The organism is Flavobacterium sp., assembly GCF_039930565.1.
Lineage (GTDB): Bacteria > Bacteroidota > Bacteroidia > Flavobacteriales > Flavobacteriaceae > Flavobacterium.
On record NZ_JBDTTP010000007.1, the window covers coordinates 25,059 to 45,522 of the forward strand.

14 protein-coding genes are annotated in these 20,464 nt (G+C 34.7%); 1 reads left to right on the plus strand and 13 read right to left on the minus strand.

Annotated elements, in window-relative coordinates; genetic code table 11:
* Positions 1-23 precede the first annotated feature (23 nt).
* The 5 genes from uxuA to ABI657_RS03475 form a co-directional block, all read right to left on the minus strand.
* Complete coding sequence (uxuA, locus tag ABI657_RS03455; protein ID WP_348095893.1) at positions 24-1,187, minus strand: mannonate dehydratase; 1,164 nt, start codon at positions 1,185-1,187, stop codon at positions 24-26.
* A 178-nt stretch (positions 1,188-1,365) separates the two neighbouring features.
* A complete protein-coding gene (locus ABI657_RS03460) occupies positions 1,366-2,103 on the minus strand; it encodes an SDR family oxidoreductase (protein ID WP_348095843.1) in 738 nt (245 codons plus the stop codon).
* Positions 2,104-2,125: 22 nt separating this feature from the next.
* A complete protein-coding gene (locus ABI657_RS03465; RefSeq protein ID WP_348095844.1) occupies positions 2,126-4,285 on the minus strand; it encodes an alpha-glucuronidase family glycosyl hydrolase in 2,160 nt (719 codons plus the stop codon).
* Between the two features lie 229 nt (positions 4,286-4,514).
* Positions 4,515-5,567, minus strand: coding sequence for a LacI family DNA-binding transcriptional regulator (locus ABI657_RS03470; RefSeq protein WP_348095845.1), 1,053 nt, complete (start codon positions 5,565-5,567; stop codon positions 4,515-4,517).
* 297 nt (positions 5,568-5,864) lie between these two features.
* On the minus strand, positions 5,865-6,896 hold the full coding sequence (locus ABI657_RS03475; RefSeq protein WP_348095846.1) for a LacI family DNA-binding transcriptional regulator: 1,032 nt from the start codon (positions 6,894-6,896) through the stop codon (positions 5,865-5,867).
* 240 nt (positions 6,897-7,136) lie between these two features.
* On the opposite strand from ABI657_RS03475, the gene ABI657_RS03480 reads away from it, so the two are divergent.
* The gene (locus tag ABI657_RS03480) at positions 7,137-9,761 is read left to right on the plus strand and encodes a glycoside hydrolase family 3 C-terminal domain-containing protein (RefSeq protein ID WP_348095847.1); all 2,625 of its coding nucleotides are present in this window, start codon (positions 7,137-7,139) and stop codon (positions 9,759-9,761) included.
* A gap of 102 nt (positions 9,762-9,863) precedes the next feature.
* On the opposite strand, the gene ABI657_RS03485 is transcribed toward ABI657_RS03480, so the two are convergent.
* From ABI657_RS03485 to ABI657_RS03520, 8 genes are all read right to left on the minus strand, one after another.
* Positions 9,864-10,016: a mechanosensitive ion channel domain-containing protein gene (locus ABI657_RS03485; RefSeq protein ID WP_348095894.1), complete on the minus strand. Its 153-nt coding sequence runs from the start codon at positions 10,014-10,016 to the stop codon at positions 9,864-9,866.
* Positions 9,956-10,093: a hypothetical protein gene (locus ABI657_RS03490; protein ID WP_348095848.1), complete on the minus strand. Its 138-nt coding sequence runs from the start codon at positions 10,091-10,093 to the stop codon at positions 9,956-9,958. The genes ABI657_RS03485 and ABI657_RS03490 overlap by 61 nt, the downstream gene beginning before the upstream one ends.
* Positions 10,094-10,515: 422 nt before the next feature.
* Positions 10,516-12,540, minus strand: coding sequence for a glycoside hydrolase family 97 protein (locus ABI657_RS03495; RefSeq protein WP_348095849.1), 2,025 nt, complete (start codon positions 12,538-12,540; stop codon positions 10,516-10,518).
* 25 nt (positions 12,541-12,565) lie between these two features.
* Complete coding sequence (locus tag ABI657_RS03500; protein ID WP_348095850.1) at positions 12,566-13,810, minus strand: glycoside hydrolase family 71/99-like protein; 1,245 nt, start codon at positions 13,808-13,810, stop codon at positions 12,566-12,568.
* A 74-nt stretch (positions 13,811-13,884) separates the two neighbouring features.
* Complete coding sequence (locus ABI657_RS03505; protein WP_348095851.1) at positions 13,885-15,396, minus strand: RagB/SusD family nutrient uptake outer membrane protein; 1,512 nt, start codon at positions 15,394-15,396, stop codon at positions 13,885-13,887.
* A 25-nt stretch (positions 15,397-15,421) separates the two neighbouring features.
* The gene (locus ABI657_RS03510; RefSeq protein ID WP_348095852.1) at positions 15,422-18,418 is read right to left on the minus strand and encodes a TonB-dependent receptor; all 2,997 of its coding nucleotides are present in this window, start codon (positions 18,416-18,418) and stop codon (positions 15,422-15,424) included.
* Between the two features lie 29 nt (positions 18,419-18,447).
* Positions 18,448-19,527, minus strand: a complete 1,080-nt coding sequence (locus ABI657_RS03515) for a hypothetical protein (RefSeq protein ID WP_348095853.1) — start codon at positions 19,525-19,527, stop codon at positions 18,448-18,450.
* 90 nt (positions 19,528-19,617) lie between these two features.
* Positions 19,618-20,139: a DUF5004 domain-containing protein gene (locus ABI657_RS03520; protein ID WP_348095854.1), complete on the minus strand. Its 522-nt coding sequence runs from the start codon at positions 20,137-20,139 to the stop codon at positions 19,618-19,620.
* Positions 20,140-20,464 lie beyond the last annotated feature (325 nt).

Consider the following 20,464-nt stretch of genomic DNA (forward strand, 5'->3'; position numbering starts at 1 on the left):
TGATTTTGTTTTAATCAGTATCATTATAAATTCAATTTATAAGCAATTCCCATTTCCAAACCTCTTAATTCGGCAAGTCCTTTTAGCCTTCCTACTAAGGAATAACCAGGATAGCTATCTGTTTTTTCATCAACGGCATGCAAAAAACCATGATCCGGACGCATTGGTAAACTGACTTTTGTTTTGTTCATTAATAAAAGTAGTTTTTCGACTATAACTTCCATTTTAGAATCACCGGTTAAATGTTCCGATTCCCTAAAAATATTTGCGCTTTCGCGGATGGTATTCCGTAAGTGCAAAAAGTGAATTCTATCTCCGAAATCATCTATAATTTTCTCCAGATTATTTTTTGGGTCCGCTCCTAATGAACCTGTACAATAACACAATCCATTAGCATTGGAAGGAATGGTTTCAAAAATTGCTTTGATATCTTTTTCTGTTGAAACAATACGGGGCAACCCTAAAACCGAAAACGGCGGATCGTCAGGATGAATTGCTAACTTTGAACCACATTCATCCGCAAGCGGAGTTACTTCAGACAAAAAGTAAATCAGGTTCTCTCTTAGTTTATTATTATCAATTTCAGCATAATTATATAAAAGTGAAAGAATTTGCTCAGCAGTAAAATTGATTTTACTTCCCGGCAATCCTAATAAAACATTTTTAAAAAGTAACGCTTTTTCGTCTTCTGAAAGTTGATGCCCGAATTCCAATGCATTTGCTTTTTCTTCATCTGAATAATCATTTTCAGAATTAGGTCTTTGCAGTAAAAACACATCAAAATAAGTAAAAGCCAGCTGATTGTACAACAACGCTTTACTTCCATCTTCATTAATAAAATTATGTTCTGTTCGAACCCAGTCTAAAATAGGCATAAAATTATAAGTAATAATTTTAATACCACACTCAGCAAGGTTTTTTAAACTGATTTTATAATTTTCAATGTATTGAAGATAGTTTCCGGAAGCACGCTTTATTTCTTCATGAACAGGAAGGCTTTCTACAACTGTCCAATCCAATCCGGCTTCCCTTATGATTTGCTGTCTTTGTTTAATAGCCTCTACTGACCAGATTTCACCAACGGGAATCTGATGCAAAGCCGTCACAATGCCTGTTGCTCCAGCCTGCATAATATCTTTTAAAGTAACATTATCCTGAGGGCCAAACCAACGCATGGTTTGTTGCATTTTTATCATAGCAATAACTTTAATTTTTTAAACACATAGAGACATAACTCTACTTGATGTTGAAAAAAGATGTTTTTAAAAATCTAGATTTTAACACATCGTTTATGTGTTTTCAAATAAGTGAAACGCCTTTAACGCCAAACTAAATCTATGTTTCTATGTGTTTAAATATATATTTTTAAAACCCTATACTGTTTCCGCCATCTACTGGTAAAACGGTTCCGGTCGTATATTTTGATTCGCTTAAAGCGAAATAGTAAACCGCATCTGCAATGTCTGATGGTTCTCCTAAGAATCCCATTGGTGTTCTCCCGAGTACTTTATTTTTTCTTTCCGGATCATTATCTAACGCTGTAGATGACATTTTAGTTTTAATAAACCCTGGAGCGATACAGTTTACACGTACTCCAAATGGTGCCAATTCTACTGCCATTGCTCTAGTCATTGATTCAATTGCGCCTTTACTTGCCGAATACGCAATTACTTTGGGAATGCCATATTGCGACGCCATCGAACTGATGTTAATAATACTTCCTCCATTATTTTCTTTCATGTTTTTTACGACAGCTTTACTTACTGCAAAAACACTTAAAAGATTCGTATGAATTATAGACAAAAAGTCTTCGTCAGTTACATCCAAAAATTCTTTTTTAAGATTTATTCCGGCGTTATTCACTAAAATATCAATCGGATTTTCTTTGATAATATTTTCAATCATAACTGGAATTCCGGCAAGATTATTTAGATCGTAAATAACCGGAATTGCATTGGGTCCGATTTCTTTACAGGCATCTTCTGTTTTCTCTTTTGATCTTCCAATAATATAGGTTTTAATTCCGTTATCACATAGTTTTTTTGCTGTTGCAAAACCCAAACCCGAATTTCCTCCGGTTACAATTGCTGTTTTTATGCTCATTTTTTTTTTAAAAATTTGAATATTAATTTCCCGGTGCAAAAGGGAATTTTAAAGATTTGAAATACTCTAAAGATTGTGTTGGTTTCTCAACTCCAGCCGGCAATTCTTTTCCAGAATATTGCTGAAAATATAATAAACAGGCATCCCTCCACCACTTTGATTCTTTATATTGAATTTCTAATAACATCTGAACTTCCTTAAAACGTTCGGTGTCAACATATTTCTCAGTTTTATTCCATGTATTTTGCATGTTTTTTACCTGATCAACTCCTTCCTGATATTTTAATGCCATTCCGTTCCAAAGTGTTTGACCATTTTTTAATTTATAATCCCAGGAAACATGATGGAACCATAATAAATCTTTCTCAGGGCAGGTATCCAGGTTATCAAAAATTTTCTCAAGTGTTGGAGCATATTGTGCAGTCGCATTCGTTCCTGTTTTTGATCTGTCAAAGCCGATTCCGTTTTTATCGGCTTTATGATAATATACCGGATTCCATTCTGGTCTTGACAAATTTGAAACCCATGGACCAGGACCATAATGATGACCCGTATCCATAATATGATGTAAGCCAAGCGGTGTCATGTAATTTACAACTGCTTCTCTTGATTCAATCATCATTTTCTTTATTGGTTTAATAAAGTTTTCATCATTTGAAAAAGTAGATCTAAGCCATTCATCAGCTATAACTTCAGAATCTAAATATGGATTCCATGCCAGTCTTCCAAATCCATACCAGTTTGCTTGTGTAAAAGGATGTCCTGTCCAGTTTAAATCATTTCCTATGTTAGAAACTCCAGCAATTCCTGTTAGTTTTGTTTTGTTTAACGAGCCATCAATAACTTTAGCAACTGTAGAACCTTTGCCATTTTGATACGTATCCGACTCTAAAACTTCCTGAAATAATTTAGGCAGAAAAACCAAATGCGTGCTAAAACCTAAATATTCCTGCGTTATCTGAAACTCCATCATCAAAGGCGTTTTTGGCATGGCACCAAACATAGGATGAAAAGGTTCACGTGGCTGAAAATCGATTGCTCCATTTTTTACCTGAACAATTACATTTTCTTTAAATTTTCCTTCGTAAGGCACAAATTCCGCATAAGCTTGTTTAGCCCTGTCATTTGCATCATGTTCAGAATACACAAAAGCCCTCCACATTATTACACCTCCAAAAGGCGCTACCGCATCGGCCAGCATATTTGCTCCGTCAACATGGTCACGTCCATAATTTTGTGGACCGGGCTGACCTTCTGAATTTGCTTTTACCAGGAATCCTCCAAAATCGGGAATTCTTTTATAAATTTCTATTGTTTTATTTTTCCACCAATTTATTACATCTGGATCTTTTGGGTCTGCCGTTTTTAAACCCCCAATTTCTATTGGCGCCGAAAATCTTGCTGTTAAATACACTTTAATGCCATAAGGGCGGAATATATTCGCTAACGATTCTACTTTTTCTAAGTATTGAGGCGTTAAGATTAGTGCATTGGCATTTACATTGCTCAAAACTGTTCCATTAATTCCAATTGATGCGTTTGCTCTGGCATAATCAATGTATCGCTGATCAATGAAATCTGGAAGTTTTTGCCAATTCCATAAAGAAAAACCGGCGTAACCACGCTCTACTGTACGATCTAAATTATCCCAGTGATTTAATATTCGAATATTTGTTTTTGGAGAATCTGCAATATTTAAATTTTTGATAGATTTATTTGTCTGAACCAATCTCAAAAAGTTATAGACGCCATATAAAACTCCAATATCTTTTTTTCCTGTAATAAGAATATGTTTTTTATTATTTACTGAAATTGATTTAATTATAAAACCTTCTTCATTTATTTTATCAAAATCAGATCCAATAGATTTTTGAATTTCACCACTTAAAGCAGATTTTGAACCCACAATTATTTTATTTTCTCCTTCTAATTTTGCTGTCGATATAATATCTTTATCCAGCATTTTGCTTAAAGCAGTTTGCAATTCTGTTGAAGAAATTTTTGAAGTTTCTGTATTTTCTAAAATTACTATTCCATTAATACCAGATAAATAGCCTGAAATTTCAGGACTAATTTTTTTTTCATACTGCAGCCATAATTTGTAATCTTTTTGAGCCGAAGCATCAATAATTGAGGAAAATACTATTATAAATAATAAAAATGCATTTTTTCGTAAATTCATATTTTAAAGATATAATTTTGAATAATAAATAGAGCGTTTGATAAATTATTGCAAAATAAAATGCATTATTAAAAATATTTATTTAATTGCAATCGGTTGCGTAAAAATATATCATTGTTTTTAAACAAAAAAATTTTATCTATTTTTTTTTTGAAATTAGCTTGAAATTAAATGAAAAGGAACACAATTATGAGATTAATTGGATAAAAAGAAATTCATAAAAATAATTTTATAAATTTCTTTTTGAAGATGCTCTGACTAAAACTTCAGTATTTAAAAATGTAACTTCAGTAATATCATCTTTTTTGGAGGAATCTGGATTCTTTTTTAATGCTTTTAAATGGCTCAATATTTTCTTTGCAGAGGTTTGACCCATTTTTACAGCAGGGTGTGAAATTGTAGTCAGTCCAGGATCTATGATGGAAGCTATTGGATCATCATTAAAACCCACTATTGCAATTTCTTCTGGAATTTTCAGACCACGCTTTTTTGCAACCTGGATTACTCCAACAGCTGCAGTATCATTAGCAACGAAAATACCATCGGGAGGATTAGGCAAATCAAATAAAAAATTACCTGCTGTTTCACCTTCTTCAAAAGTCAATGTAGTATCAATAATTATAAGAGTACTATCAATAATCAGATTGTGTTCTGACAAAGCATCCTCATATCCTCTTTTTCGTTCACTATAAGTATTTCTATATTGAGAGCCTGTTATATGTGCAATACGTTTGCATCCTTGTTCGATTAAATGTTTTGTGGCCTTATAACCCGCTGAATAATTATCGATCATAACCCTGTAAGTGTTAAAATCCTTGGGAACCCTGTCTACAAAGACCAAAGGTATTTTTTTATCGATAAACTTTTGAAAATGAGAAGTATCTCTTGTATTCATGGCCAATGAACATATCAGACCACATACCCTGGTATCATAAAGAACCTTGGATAAATTTACCTCATCCTCATAAGAATCATGACTTTGGGTAATCATGACACTATATCCTGCTTTTTGCGCAGTTTCTTCAATACCACTTATTAATGAAGAAAGAAAGGGCCTGTTGATTCTTGTAACTAAAACCCCAATTATTTTTGTTTGATTTCCACGTAAACCTGCTGCGAGTGTATTTGGCCGAAATCCCATTTCTTCTGCAACTTTTTTTACTTTTTTTATGGTTGTACTACTTATGGAATGATGATTATTTAAGGCTCTTGAAATCGTAGAAGTTGCAAGATTACATCGCAGGGCAATATCGTAAATAGTAACATCCTTATTTTCCTCCATAATTTAATAATAGTTAAAATATAACTTTAATTTCTTAAGTACTGATATTAAAATCATTTACTCTCCTGAACTATTTTAAACTAACTATTTATCAATTGCCGATGAAGAAAAATATCAATAAAGCTTTTTATTAAATGAGAAGTTAGTTACGAAACAAATATATATAAAATACAACTATACACAATCGGTTGCTATAAAATTTATTTATTAAGTGAAATTTATTATTCCAGATCAAAAATAAAATGACAAGATTGATATAATAGAGCTTATTATATAGAATATTGTAAGTAAGGAAAATTATTTTTTATTGGATGATTCCCGAATAAGAACTTCTGTATTTAAAAAAGTTATTTCTTTGGCATCATCACTTTTTGAAGATTTAAGGTTCTTTATAATAATTTCTGCAGCGGCTTTACCCATTTTTTCTGCAGGATGTGTGATGGTTGATAAATTAGGATCAATAATTTCTGATATTGGATCATTGTTAAACCCAATAACCGCAATATCTTCGGGAACTTTTATTCCTCTTTTTTTAGCAGTCTGTACAGCACTTACACCTATAATATCACCGGGAGCAAAAAGTCCGTCTGGGATTTTATCTAAATCAAACAACTGATTACTTGCTTTTACTCCTTCTTCATAAGTAACAGATTTCAGATTAATGATTAGTTCATCATCCAAAGGAATATTATGATCTTTTAACGCTTCAATATAACCCCGCTTTCTTTCATTATATAGATTTCCAAATTCTGAGCCTGCAGTTAAATGTGCTATACGAATGCAGCCTTGCTCAATAAGATGTTTAGTTGCTTTATAACCCGCAGAATAATTATCTATGACAACCCTGAAAGTATTATAATCTTTAGGAACCCTGTCTACAAAAACTAAAGGAATATTATTGTTTGAAAATTGATGAAAATGTGAAGTATCCCTTGTTTCCATTGCTAACGAACAAATTACACCACTCACACGATTACTATATAATGATTTGGCCATTTTTACTTCCTCTTCATACGAGTCATGAGATTGCATAATAATTACAGTATATCCTGATTTTTGTGCTGAAATTTCGATTCCACTAATTAAGGAAGATAAGAAAGGCTGGGTAACAGTCGGTATTAATACTCCAATTGTTTTAGTCTTATTTCCTCTTAAACCCGCTGCAAGTGTATTAGGAACAAAGCCCATTTCCTCTGCCGCTTTTTTTACTTTTTTTATTGTTTTATCACTTATGGTGGGATGGTCTTTTAATGCTCTTGAAATTGTTGAAGTAGCAAGATTTAGTCGCTCTGCAAGGTCATATATAGTTACATGTTTATTTTCTTCCATGATAATAATAAAAAATGAATTACAAATATAACTTTTTTAAAATTTATTGTTACAACAAATCATTTCAGCATTTGTTAATTTATTACACTAAATTTCATATCTATATTCACGATTTTTTTTACAATTCAACCAATAAAAAAGTAAAATATTTTTCATTACTTTACACAATCGGTTGCGAATTGCTTTAATATCTTAGATTAATTCCAATTAAACTAGCTATAAAACCAAAAAAATATTAAAATGAAACCAAAAAAAATACATTTTATTCTGTTTATATTCATTTCAGCTTATTGTACCAGTCAGGTAAAATCTACAAAACATTTGTTTGAAAATCCTAAGTTAAAATTTGAAGAAAGAGTAGGTAACTTAGTGGGATTATTAACACTTGAAGAAAAAGTTTCTCAAATGCTGAATTCCTCACCTGCAATTCCAAGACTAAACATTCCTGCTTATGACTGGTGGAATGAAACACTTCACGGAGTGGCAAGAACACCTTTTAAAACGACTGTTTACCCACAAGCAATTGCAATGGCTGCCACTTTTGATAAAAATTCACTTTTTAAAATGGCTGATTATTCTGCATTGGAAGGAAGAGCAATTTATAATAAAGCAGTTGAATTGGGACGCACAAATGAACGGTATCTTGGACTAACCTATTGGACACCTAATATTAATATTTTCAGAGATCCACGTTGGGGCCGCGGACAGGAAACCTATGGTGAGGACCCTTATCTGACAGCAACTTTAGGAGATTTTTTTGTTAGGGGTTTACAGGGTGATGATCCTAAATATTTAAAAGCAGCAGCTTGTGCGAAACATTATGCCGTACACAGCGGACCCGAACCTTTACGACATACATTTGATGTTGATGTAACACCATATGAGCTTTGGGATACTTATCTCCCTGCTTTTCAAAAATTAGTAACCGAATCAAAAGTTGCAGGGGTAATGTGCGCTTATAATGCTTTTAGAACGCAGCCTTGTTGTGCCAGTGATATTCTGATGACTGATATTTTGAGAAAACAATGGAAATTTGAGGGTTATGTAACTTCAGATTGTTGGGCGATTGATGATTTTTATAAAAACCATAAAACACATCCAGATGCGGAAGCGGCCTCTGCAGATGCCGTTTTTCACGGAACTGATATTGATTGCGGTACAGATGCCTACAAAGCTTTGGTAGCTGCAGTAAAAAACGGAAAGATTAGTGAGAATCAAATTGATATTTCTGTGAAGCGCCTTTTCATGATTCGTTTCAGATTAGGGATGTTTGATCCTGTAGAAATGGTAAAATATGCACAAACTCCTGCTTCGGTTCTAGAAAGTGATGAACATAAAGCCCATGCATTAAAAATGGCACGGCAATCTATGGTTTTGCTTAAAAATGAAAAGAATGTTTTACCTCTGAATAAAAAATTAAAAAAAATAGTAGTATTAGGTCCTAATGCCGATAATGCAATAGCCATTTTAGGAAATTACAATGGAACTCCATCTAAACTAACTACTGTATTACAAGGCATTAAGGATAAAGTTGGTACTGATACTGAAGTAATTTACGAACAGGCTGTCAATTTTACTAATGATACCCTAATGGTTTATGCCAACATTAAAAATCAATATAGTTTTGAAGGCAAACAAGGTTTCAAGGCAGAATATTACAGTAATAAAGAACTTTCCGGAAAACCTGAATTTATCAGAACAGAAACTGAAATCAATAATTTTTGGCAGGAAGGATCGGTTGTTGCAAATAATATCAAAGCCAATAATTTTTCTGCAAGATATACTACAAATTTTAAAGCCAATGAGGACGGAGCTATTACTTTTGAACTTACAGCAGATGATGGTTATCGTTTTATCGTAAATGGAAAAGAAGTCCTGAATGCCTGGAAAAGAAACAGATGGGGCGGACAGACATTTGTTTTGAAAACAAAAAAAGAAGCAAGTTATAATCTGGTTGTTGAATACTGGCAAGGTGAAGGAAAAGCAAATGTAGCATTACAGGCAGGTAATTTTGTGAAAACAGATTTCAATGCTTTGCTAAACCGAACAAAAAATGCTGATGCTTATGTTTTTGTTGGTGGTATATCCCCTCAGTTGGAAGGTGAAGAAATGGAAGTTAAATTTCCGGGTTTTAAAGGAGGTGACCGTAATTCAATTTTACTTCCTAATGTTCAGACTGAATTGATGAAATCATTAAAAAGTACAGGCAAACCTGTTGTATTTGTGATGATGACGGGAAGCGCAATCGCTTTTCCATGGGAGGCAGAAAATATTCCTGCCATTATAAATTCATGGTATGGCGGACAATCAGCTGGTACTGCAGTTGCTGATATTATTTTTGGAGATTACAATCCCGCAGGACGATTACCGGTTACTTTTTATAAAAGCGACAGTGATTTACCCGCTTTTGTAGATTATAAAATGGATAACAGAACATACCGTTATTTTAAAGGAACTCCACTTTACGGTTTTGGTTATGGATTAAGTTATACTACTTTCAAATATGATAAATTAGATATAGCATCTAAAATAGAAAAAGGAAAGAATACCTCTTTATCTGTTCGTATAACTAATACTGGCAAAATGGATGGTGAAGAAGTAGTTCAGTTATATGTTATCAATCAGGACTTAGCGATAAAAGCACCCATAAAAACGTTGAAAGGTTTCGAAAGAATTTCTCTTAAAGCCGGAGAAAGCAAGATGATTACCTTTACTTTATTACCTGAAGACTTATCTTATGTAACTGCAGAAGGGAATTACAAGCAATACAATGGTAAAGTAAAAATCGCAATTGGCGGACATCAGCCTGATGAGCAGAATCCTGTTAATAGTAATGTCCTAACTAAAATTATTCAGATAGATTAATTCATTTTTAATTATTGATTAAGAGCCTCAAAACTAAAAATAAAATGTTTTATAAAAGCGAACCAGCGATTGGTTCGCTTTTATAATTTTGAGAAAACTTACTTAAGTACAAAACCATTTTCTCTCACGATAAATAATTTTACTGTCACTTTTGATTTCAGTATCCCGAAGGTTAAGTGCAATTACTTGACCCTTTACGCCGTTACTTTCAATAACATCACCAATTGCAAAAGGCCGTTTGAAAGCCAGAAGTATACCTGCCAGAAAATTTTCTCCATGTCCTTAAGTGCAAATCCAATAATAAAAGCAGATATTCCGGCACCAGCCAACATACTTTTTGTTATTCAGTTCAATCCAACGATCCTAAACATAATTAATATGCCTATAATCAAAAGAATGGATTTAATTAACCTTGCAATAAAAGTCGCAAGTAAACGGTCATGCATTCTTTTATTTAAGCTATTGTCAGCTATTATACCAATATGAGAAGCAATGAACAAGGAAATAAGAACGACAACAATGGCTAGTATAAGCTTAGGAGTTAACTCGACAAGACTAAAATAATACCCTCTATATGTTTATAAACATCCTTAAAAAAATCATTCATATTTAAAATTACAATTCATAAGTTTTATAAGCCTTACAGAATATAATCAATGTTTTTTTAATTATTTTTTTAATCAAAAAGTCCGATACCTTAAAAATACCGGACTTTTTACTCAAACTTAAACTCAAATAAACAAACTCAACTAACTTATTTTTGTATTGGAGAAAATTTTATAGCCGTTCCCCCACCAGCTGCCAATTTAATATCAAGCACTGTTTTACTATTTACTTGTTGTTTTGAAATGGTTAACGGATACGGATTGGTTTTGTAATTCGCTCCTGCTCCATCTGCATAAATTTCAGCTTGGTACTCTTTTCCGTTTTCCAGAAATGACAAGGCAATTTTAAGATTTCTGGCATTTTTATTTGTGATTGATCCCAAATACCAGTTTTTTTCCTCCCAGTCTCTACGGACGATTGTAGTATATTCTCCAATTTTAGAATCCAGAACTTTAGTATCCGACCAATTGCAGGGAACTTCTTTTACAAACTGAAATTCCGGTTTTCCTTCATAATTTTCAGGCAGGTCGGAAGCCATTTGCAACGGACTGAAAACAATCACATACAATGCCAGCTGATTAGCTAAAGTAGTCTGCACTCTTGCCCCTGAAGAAGTTTTATAATCAAAATTGAAATTTCCGGGTGTATAATCCAATGGTCCGGATAACATTCTGGTAAAAGGCAAGGTAGTTAAATGTTCGGGTGTATTTCCTCCATCCACAGACCAGGCATTGTATTCCTGACCTCTTGCCCCTTCCTGTGACATGAAATTTGGATACGTTCTTTGCAAACCCGTTCCTTTTATTGGTTCATGGTTGTCAATCATAATGTGATACTTAGCAGCGGTTTCCATCACTTTTCTGTAATGACGGGCTCCATACTGGCTGTCATGCCATTCTTTTTTATCCAGATATTTGTTAACGTAACCTGTTTTCACCGTATTCACACCCATTTTTTGATACAACTTAAAAGCATCTTCCAATTGGTTTTCGTAATTTTTTGTAGCGCCTGCGGTTTCATGATGTCCAATCAAACGAACATTTTTGATATCGGCATATTTTGTTATCTCTTCCAGATTAAAATCGGGATAGGCTTTTACAAAACTAAAAGCAGATCCGTCAGCTGTCCAGTCGCCATCCCAGCCTTCGTTCCAGCCTTCGACAAGAACTCCGTCAAAATTGTTTTTGGCAGCAAAATCAATGTATTCTTTAGTGATTTTGGTTGTAGCACCGTGTTTTGGTCCTTGTCCCCAAGTGTATTTTTCTAAATGCATTCCCCACCATATTCCAATATATTTTGAAGGAGTAATCCACGAAAGATCATCAATTTTTGATGGTTCATTTAGATTTAGCATGATTGTAGAAGTCGCTACATCTCCGGGAATTTTGCCTACAATTATAGTTCTCCATGGAGTTTTAAACGGAGTTTCAGCATATACTTTTACTCCATCTGCCCAAGGCACCAAATCGCTTTTGTACTGTTTATCATTTGTTTTTAATAACGTCATAGACGCAAAATCAGTTAAATTGGCTTCGTGAATCGCTACGAATAATTTTTCCTTGGTTTCAAAAGTTGCCGGTGTATTAATTGTATCTGTTTTACTGATTGGCGTTTTACGATATTCACTTTCGTAATAACTATTTTCGCGGTGCACCGGAATCCACCAGACATCATTTGCCGATTTAAAAGTGAATTGCGTTACTTCATTAGATATTTTGACTTTACCTAAATTGGGTTGTTTTGGAAACTCATATCGAAAACCTAATCCATCATCAAAAACCCTGAAAATAATATCAACCACACGCTCCTCGCCTTTTGATTCTTTCAAATGAACAATCAATTCGTTGTGATTATCTTTTACTTTTTTGAATTCTCCCCAAGGCTGTTCCCAGGTTTTCTCAACTTCTTTTTCTTCTGTGGAAACAACTTCAAAACCTTCTGTCATTTTTTGGATCTCCTGAAATTCAAATCCCAATAAAGAAGGTTCTATCACCGATTTTCCATAGGAATAAAAACTATACTGAGGCTGACCGGAAGGAGTTAATTCAAAAACCAATTCGGCATTTTTCCCGGGAGAGCTGATTTTATATATTTTTTTAGTACCTGCACTGCAAGCGTAAATTAATATCGACGCAAAAAAGATCAGGCAGTAGCTGTATTTTATTTTTTTCATTATTTAATTGTGTTAATGACAACTCTTACTTAATTTCATTTAGTAACTCTTTTGCTTTTGCAGGCTGCATAGAAACAAAATAATTAAAGGCCTGATCTAATTTTTTTTGGGCATCAGCATTGCCTTTCTTTTGTATTCTTAAGTTGTATAGTTTGCTTATTTCCGCAAAAAATGATTCGGTATTTTTAACTCCGGAAAATGCTTTTACTTTTTCAACATACGTGTAACCAAAATCAGTTGTCGGTTCAAACATAGTTCCCTCTCCAAAGTCATTCCACGTAATTAATTGCAGGTAATTGAGATTGGCATTTTTAGCCAAAGAAAGTGTTTCATCCAAAGTAGCTCCGTTGTTATGCTCGATTGTCCATCCAATAGCTGCTCCGCCTCCGCCCTGAGCGTAAAAATCCTTAAAACCCGGATAAGCACTTCCCATTGCAACACCCAGTTTTGGTTTTGTATTGATGTAAAAATTGGTCAGATAGCTGTTGTCTTTGTAAACCCAAGCGTATTCTCCGGATGCATTTGCGCCTGCTTCCACGGATTGGTCCCAAAGCGTTAAAAAGGTAGGTTTTGCAGTTAAGATGTTAAAAACATTCGTCCATTCTGCAGGTGTCTGCAATACAATTGGACCAAAATTCAACAACAGAGGTTTTCCGTTTATTTTAATGTAATTGTCATCCTCAAAATAATTCTTTTCCATGTATGCCAAATCGGTTTTAGCAGCGCTTGTTACCGAAATCGCCTTTCCTGCATTTACAACATTGGTCAAAAATCTGTCCTCATATACTATCGCATATTCCAAACCTACTTTATTCAGTAATGCGATAAGCTGTTCTGTATTTTCTTTTACAATTCTGTAATCGTTGACATCATAAGTGCCGTACCAGTCAATTAAAAGGCCATCAACTCCTGCGTATTTCATCATTAACAAATGATTTTCAATCACATTTTTATCACCTGAATGATACGGACCGATAAGAGGATAATAATGTGATGCGATTTCACGTCGTCCGTTTGCATCAGTATTGTTCGGATTTTTATTGGCCATTGTCCAGTGGTAGCCCCATTTTTTATCGGCACTGCTTTCATTGGTTTCGAACCATGACATATAATGCATATAAATTTTCGTACTGTTTGTTTTTTCGATTGCGACGGGTGCCAGCGTTTCTGGTTTTGTTGGTTCATCTGAACCATTGTCGTCACTACTGCATCCGGCAGCAGCCAGAATGCTCATGATTCCAAAAAACAATAAGGTGATATATTTTTTCATTTATTTAAGTGTTGAGTTTAAAAAAAGGTCAGCTTTCCACGACTAACCAACGTGGAAAACTGACATTTCAGAACCTAGTTTTCAGGATAACCAGGATTCTGTTTCAGGTTTTTATTAGTTGTTAAAACAGTGCTTGGAATAGGAAAAATAGCTCTGTATTTTTCAGTAGCTCCTTTTTCCCACCATGGATCAAAGAAAGTTCCAAAACGAATATTGTCTGTTCTTCTTTTTCCTTCAAAAGTAAATTCCTTAAGCAATTCCTGATCAATAAAATCAAGATCGATCACAGTTGGCATTTCTTCTCCGGCACGTGTTGTAATTTGCTGTAAAAATGGTTTTGCAAGATCAGGAGATCCTAATCGAACGTAACATTCTGCCTGCATCATCAAAATTTCAGCATAGCGGATCAAAACAAGATCATGGTCACGTTCCCACATTTCTCCGGCTTTCATTTCGTATTTTCCTAAGCGGACACCCTGATTTTCCTTAGCATCAGCAACACTTGTAACTTCTTCTGTATAGGTTAATGGTTCTCCGTTATCCATAACAATAACCTGTCCCGTTGCCAAATTGATCTGATCTCCGGCAACCATACATTTTCTTCTTTTATCTGTAGCTGCAAAAGCTGAGTAAACACCCGGCTGTGCACACATTCCGTTGGCACTCCAGGGATAATCTCCTATAGCTGAAAGTGTCAGTTTATGAAGGTAATGACAAGACATTGAATTCATATAATTTCCTACTGTTCCGGCTTTTGAATCGTACGGAACTGCAAATATAATTTCAGGCGAAGTTTGATTCGCTGTTGCAAAATTGGCAAAGAAATCCGGAGCCAACGTATATCCGGTAACTTTCTGGCACATAGCAATACATTCCTGCCAACGCGCCGTTCCTATAAAAGCTTCTGAATTAAGATATAATCTCGCTAATAAGGAGTACGCTACATTTTTTGTCAGTTTAGAATATACTACATTAGAAGTTAAATGCGGAATAGCATCCAGCAACTCTTTTTCAACAAAATCATAAACCTGTTTTCTGGTAGAATTTGATGGTAAAGCCGTGTCTTCAAAGTCAATTACGATGGGCACATTCCCAAACATATCAAGAAGGTTGTAGTAATAATAAGCCCTTAGTGCTTTTAATTCGGCATAAATTGGCGCTTTTGCTGCATCTGTCAACGATGATTTGTCGATTTGATAAATGATCGAATTGATTTTGGCAATTCCTGTGTAATTATAACGCCATGCCGACAAAATCATTTTGTTATCTGCTTTCCAGGTATGTTTTTGTGCTTCCTGATATTGCCCGCCATCGTACCAGTTTGTTCCTCTTGTTGGAATAGTAGCTTCATCAGAAACCGTTTCATTCAGGAAAAATACATATTCGCAGGTTGGATAATTATTTGATATTCCATCGGCAAAACCTCTTAACGAAGAATAGGCTCCACCAACCAGCGCATCAATTTCTTTGGGCGTGTTTCCAAAGTTTCCATCTTCTACCCTATCATACAAATCTTCACTTAAATCTGTACATGATATCGTAAAAAGCATGCTCATCAATATTGCTGCTGTTATTTTGATTTTCATTTTTTATATTTTTGAGTTAATTCGCTTAGTTGTTTATCGTAAAATTCAATCCAACAGAAATGGTTGTTGGTCGGGGATAATTATTGTATTTGTCAATTCCCGGTGATGCCAGACCTGTCTGGTCTGAACCGTCCTGGGCATTCAGTCCAATTTCTGGATCTACTCCTTTATATTTGGTAAACACGGCAAGATTTTCTCCCATTAAGTACAATCTCAATTTTGAACTTTTATATTTCAATGGTAGAGTATATCCAACAGAAAGTGTTTGAAGCCTGAAGAAAGAAGCATCTTCGATCCAGTAACTTGAATATTTTGGAGCAGATGTAATTCCGCTATTCAAAAAATCATCCGGAACGTTGAAAGCCGGTAATCTGTTAGGATCGTTTAGCATCATGTTGGTCGCGTTTAACGCTTTTTGACCAAACATTCCGTAACCTGTTACACCAAGATCAAAACTTCCATAAGTAAAATTCATTCCGATTCCTAAAGTCAGATCTGGCTGGATATTGCCTAAATCTCTTTTATCTGCATCCACTAAAACATCTCCTAAAACTTTATCGCCTGCTGCATTGTAGTACAATATTTTCCCGTCAGCATCCAATCCTGCATTTTCAAAACCCCAGAAAGTTCCAACAGGATAACCTTCAGCAATAATTTGTGAATATTGTCCGGACATTCCGGATAATCCGTGTAATGAACCGCTGTTGATGACATCTGTTTCATAGGTTGTATTCGATAATTTTTCAATTTTCTGAACGTTGTGACCTAATGTTAAATTTGCATCCCATGAAAATTTATCTCCTTTAATGATATCTGCATTCAACGTAAGTTCTACTCCTTTGTTAGACATTTCTCCAACGTTAGCCAGCATGGTTCCCACTAAATAAGGAGGCTGTGGCACTTCATACGTATATAACAAATCTTTTGTGGTTTTAGAATACCATTCGAATGAACCTGTAACTCTGTTGAAAAGAGTAAAATCAATACCAACGTTCAATTGTTCAGTTGACTCCCATTTTAAGTCCGGATTCGGATTTTGTTTTGGAGAATAAGCCAAACTCCATGTTCCTGTAACCGGATCGTAATAACTGTCATTACCCACTCCTAAGATCGAAAGTGATTTGTATTCTCCAATTCCTTCCTGATTACCCGTAACTCCGTAACCCACTCTCAGTTTTAAATTTCCTAACCAGTCTTTGGATGAACTCATAAAATCTTCGTTGGATATTCTCCACGCAGCTGATGCCGATGGAAAAACTCCCCATTTATTATTTTCTCCAAAACGGCTTGAACCGTCTCTTCTTACAGTACCCGTAAATAAATATTTTCCATCATAACCATAATTAGCACGTGCATAAAAGGAAACCAGATTTGATTTTCCTTTATACGAATACACATCTCCTAAGCGATAATTGTAACCGGCTCCCAAATTATTATAGCTGAAAGTATCTGATACAAATCCACTTCGCTGTGCTCCAAAACCTTGATAAATATTTTCAAGATAAGAATAACCGGTAAGCGCACTAATATTATGTTTATCAATAACTTTAGTGTAGTTTACATATAATTCGCCTTGTGCATTTTGATATTCGGCATATGTTTTTTGGGCATAACCGTCTTCAGTTCTTCCTTCCATAACAGCGTAAGATGGCTTATACGTACTTCCTTGTACAGCATTATGTTCTAATGAAATATTGGCTACAGCCTGAAAGTCATTCAGGAATTTGACTTCTGTTTTAAAATATCCCAAAAGACGGTGTCTTTCATTATCGACTGTTCTGTTGGTTAAAATTTCAACCGGATTTTCATAGATTGTTCCTCCAACAGAAGTAAATTCTCCATTCGCATCATAAACCGGGATAGTTGGATTTAAGTTATAAGCACGCTCAAAAATCCTGTAATCCAACGGATGCCATTTATCTATATTGGCGAATAAACCCATATCAAATTTCACATCTTTATTATCACCTAAATATTGATAGGCACTCACGTTTCCACTTAATCTTTCAAGACCTGTAGATTTTATTACACCTTCATTGTTCAAATACGAAAGTGAAGTTCTGAAACCGCTGTCTGCCTTACCGGAGTTGATGCTCAAAGTATGTGATTGTGAAATTGCAGTCTGCTCTAATTCTTTTTGCCAGTCAGTATTTCCTCCATAATCAATAGCATCCATATTACCAGTCTGACGTACATGGCCTCTCCATTGATTGGCTGATAAAAGATCTAAATGGTTTGCTACATATCCGATACTTGATAATCCGCTGTAGGTAACAGAAACGCCTTTTGTACCCGATTTCGTGGTAATAATGATAACTCCATTGGCACCTCTTGATCCGTATATGGCTGTCGCCGAAGCATCTTTCAAAACATCTACCGATTTAATATCAGAAGGCTGAACCACATTAATATCAACACCTGCAATTCCATCCACTACAATAAGCGGACTGTTGCTTGCCGTTAAAGAAGTTCCTCCACGCAAACGCAATGTAGAACCCGCAGCAGGATCTCCCGAAGGACGGATGATATTAAGTCCTGCCACTTTTCCCTGTAAAACCTGTTCTGTAGAAGAGATTGTTCCCTTAACCAGATCTTCAGATCTAACCGTTGATATAGCGCCTGTTAAATCCGATCTTTTTTGTGTTCCGTATCCAACCGATACTACCTGAACTTCAGCCAGCAGGTAACCATCATTTTGAAGACGAACATCTACATTTTTAGTAGTTTCAGTAATCTGGATTTTTTGCGTGGTTGATCCTATAAAGGAAACTTCAATAGAATTTCCCACGGCTACAGAAAGTGAAAATTTCCCGTCAAAATCTGTCGTAGTCGCATTTTTTGTTCCGGTTTCAATTACGGATGCTCCCGGCACTAAATTTCCTGTATTGTCGTAAACGGTACCTGCTATCTGCTTTTTTTCCTGAGCAAACGTTCCTGCCGAAATAAAAAGCATGAAAATCATGAATACCAGCGTTTTAGTCCACATTTGCTGCACGACTATTTTTTTATTTTTACTATGCATTAGAATTGATGTTTTAATTTTATAGTGAATTAGTCTAGCGTTTTAAGTGGAATCGTAGTATCTGAAATCGTTTTGTCTTTGTTGTCTTTTACCAAAACATGAATCTCAGTTAAATTCGGAATCCCTTTTAATTCTGAAACCAAATTGACGAAACCTTTAATTTCGTTGGTACTGCCGGAAAACTCTCCGTTAATTATTTTACTGCCCGCGGTAATTGTGTACAACAGCTTATTAACGCCCGATTCATTATTTTTTCTGGACATTCCAAGAAAATCCTTCTGACTAATTTGTAAAGGAAAAAATCTGAAAACCGGTGGCGGTGGCGGAATATATTCACCTGCATAAATAACCTGATCTCCTGAATTTGCTGCCCAGTCTTTTGCAACCATCAGAAAAACAATATTTTCCATCACAAATCCCGGTTCTGTTCCGTAATATTCTTGCGGAAGCAAATCCATTTTATAGAAACCATTTCCTAAATCTTTCAGTTTTGTTTTTTCGGATACATCCGGAAGCCATGCCTGATATTCCTGCTTTACTGCCCAGTCGTTTAATCCACTATGAAAATGTACACTTGGTACACCTGCAAAACCGGGAACTAAATTCGAATTAAACAAAATACTAACGCCTTTGTCAACTGTTGGTTTTGCCGGATATGATTTTATCATTTCATTAGCCGTGTAAAATGATGAAAAATCAGTGTATGTCATATTAGCTACATCGCTTTGTTTGGATCCGTTTTTGTTCTTTAGACGAAACCAAAATCCTGCACTTGCTGCAATTTCTTCCGGAGTTTTAGAGAAATAAGCGGTTGGAGTCAATGTAAAACTCCAGATTTTATCACCAACGTGTGTCAGTTTAGCAAAATCAGAAGAGTTCTCCCAATTGCCTGCATCAGGCTCAGATGGTGACCAAATCCAAATGTAGAGATCCTCTGTTTCTGCGAAAGTGGTTCCGGATAAATCAAAATACCAGGTAACCTGCTCATCATATTTGTAAATTACAGGATAGGAAGACATAGGTCCTACAGCTCCGGCATTTTCTTGTGCCTGAGTAAAATTTGGAGCCATCAGAAGAACAAGTAAAATTGTATATATAAAGTTTTTCATATGTATATAATATTTGTTTTTAAAGGAATATGGTATCGCCATTCTAATTCCAGTTTGTTTTTTTGGAATCATGGCGATTTCATATTACTTTTAGTTAATAGCATTTAATTTGAATACATAAGATACGAACGCACTTCCGCCGGAAGATCTTACCAATTGGATTTCCATTTCGTCATTGCTTCCAGGCACGGATGTTAATCGGAGTTCATCTGTTTTTTGCGTTTTTTGGGCATCGCTGTACAAGTAAATTTTTACTGCACTTGCATTGGTCTGCTGAAAGTCTGAGGCTAATTTCCAATATCCATTTGGTGCAAATAATTGCGGAACATTTCCACTTACTTCATAAGTCGTTGGCTGGTTCTTTTCATCTACGCTGAAGTTGATTTTAAAATCCTCGTAATTAAAAAAGGTACTCAGGTTTTCTTCATGTGGCTCTATGGCATTTGCTTTTGCAAATTCATCAACCATTTTTAAATTTGTTAATCCCCAATTGCCATTTACTTTCTCGTAAAGGGTAATCGGATCAACATAGCTTCCATCGTCGGTATTTGTACATCCTGTGAGTAAAACAAAGATGAAAATATCGAACCAATAAATACTTTTACATTTCATAAATTTGTGGTTTGATTGTTAGTTTTTATCCTTTGAAAGGACACGACGAAACTAGATGTTAAATAAATCTAAAAAAAAATATCTGGTAAAAATCAAGATAAAAAACAAGCAAAAAAACACACAAACAATTGATTTACATTAATTTAGAATAAAATATATTTTATAAAAATCAAGATGCTGTTTAGATGAAAATGATAGAAAAATAATGGTAATTATGACAATATCTAATTTAAAACATATATTTTTTTAAGTATCTGTATTTATATTTGCTTTTTATTGTATAATTGTAACTTATTACACTACTTTTAACAATTTTAGCTTGTTA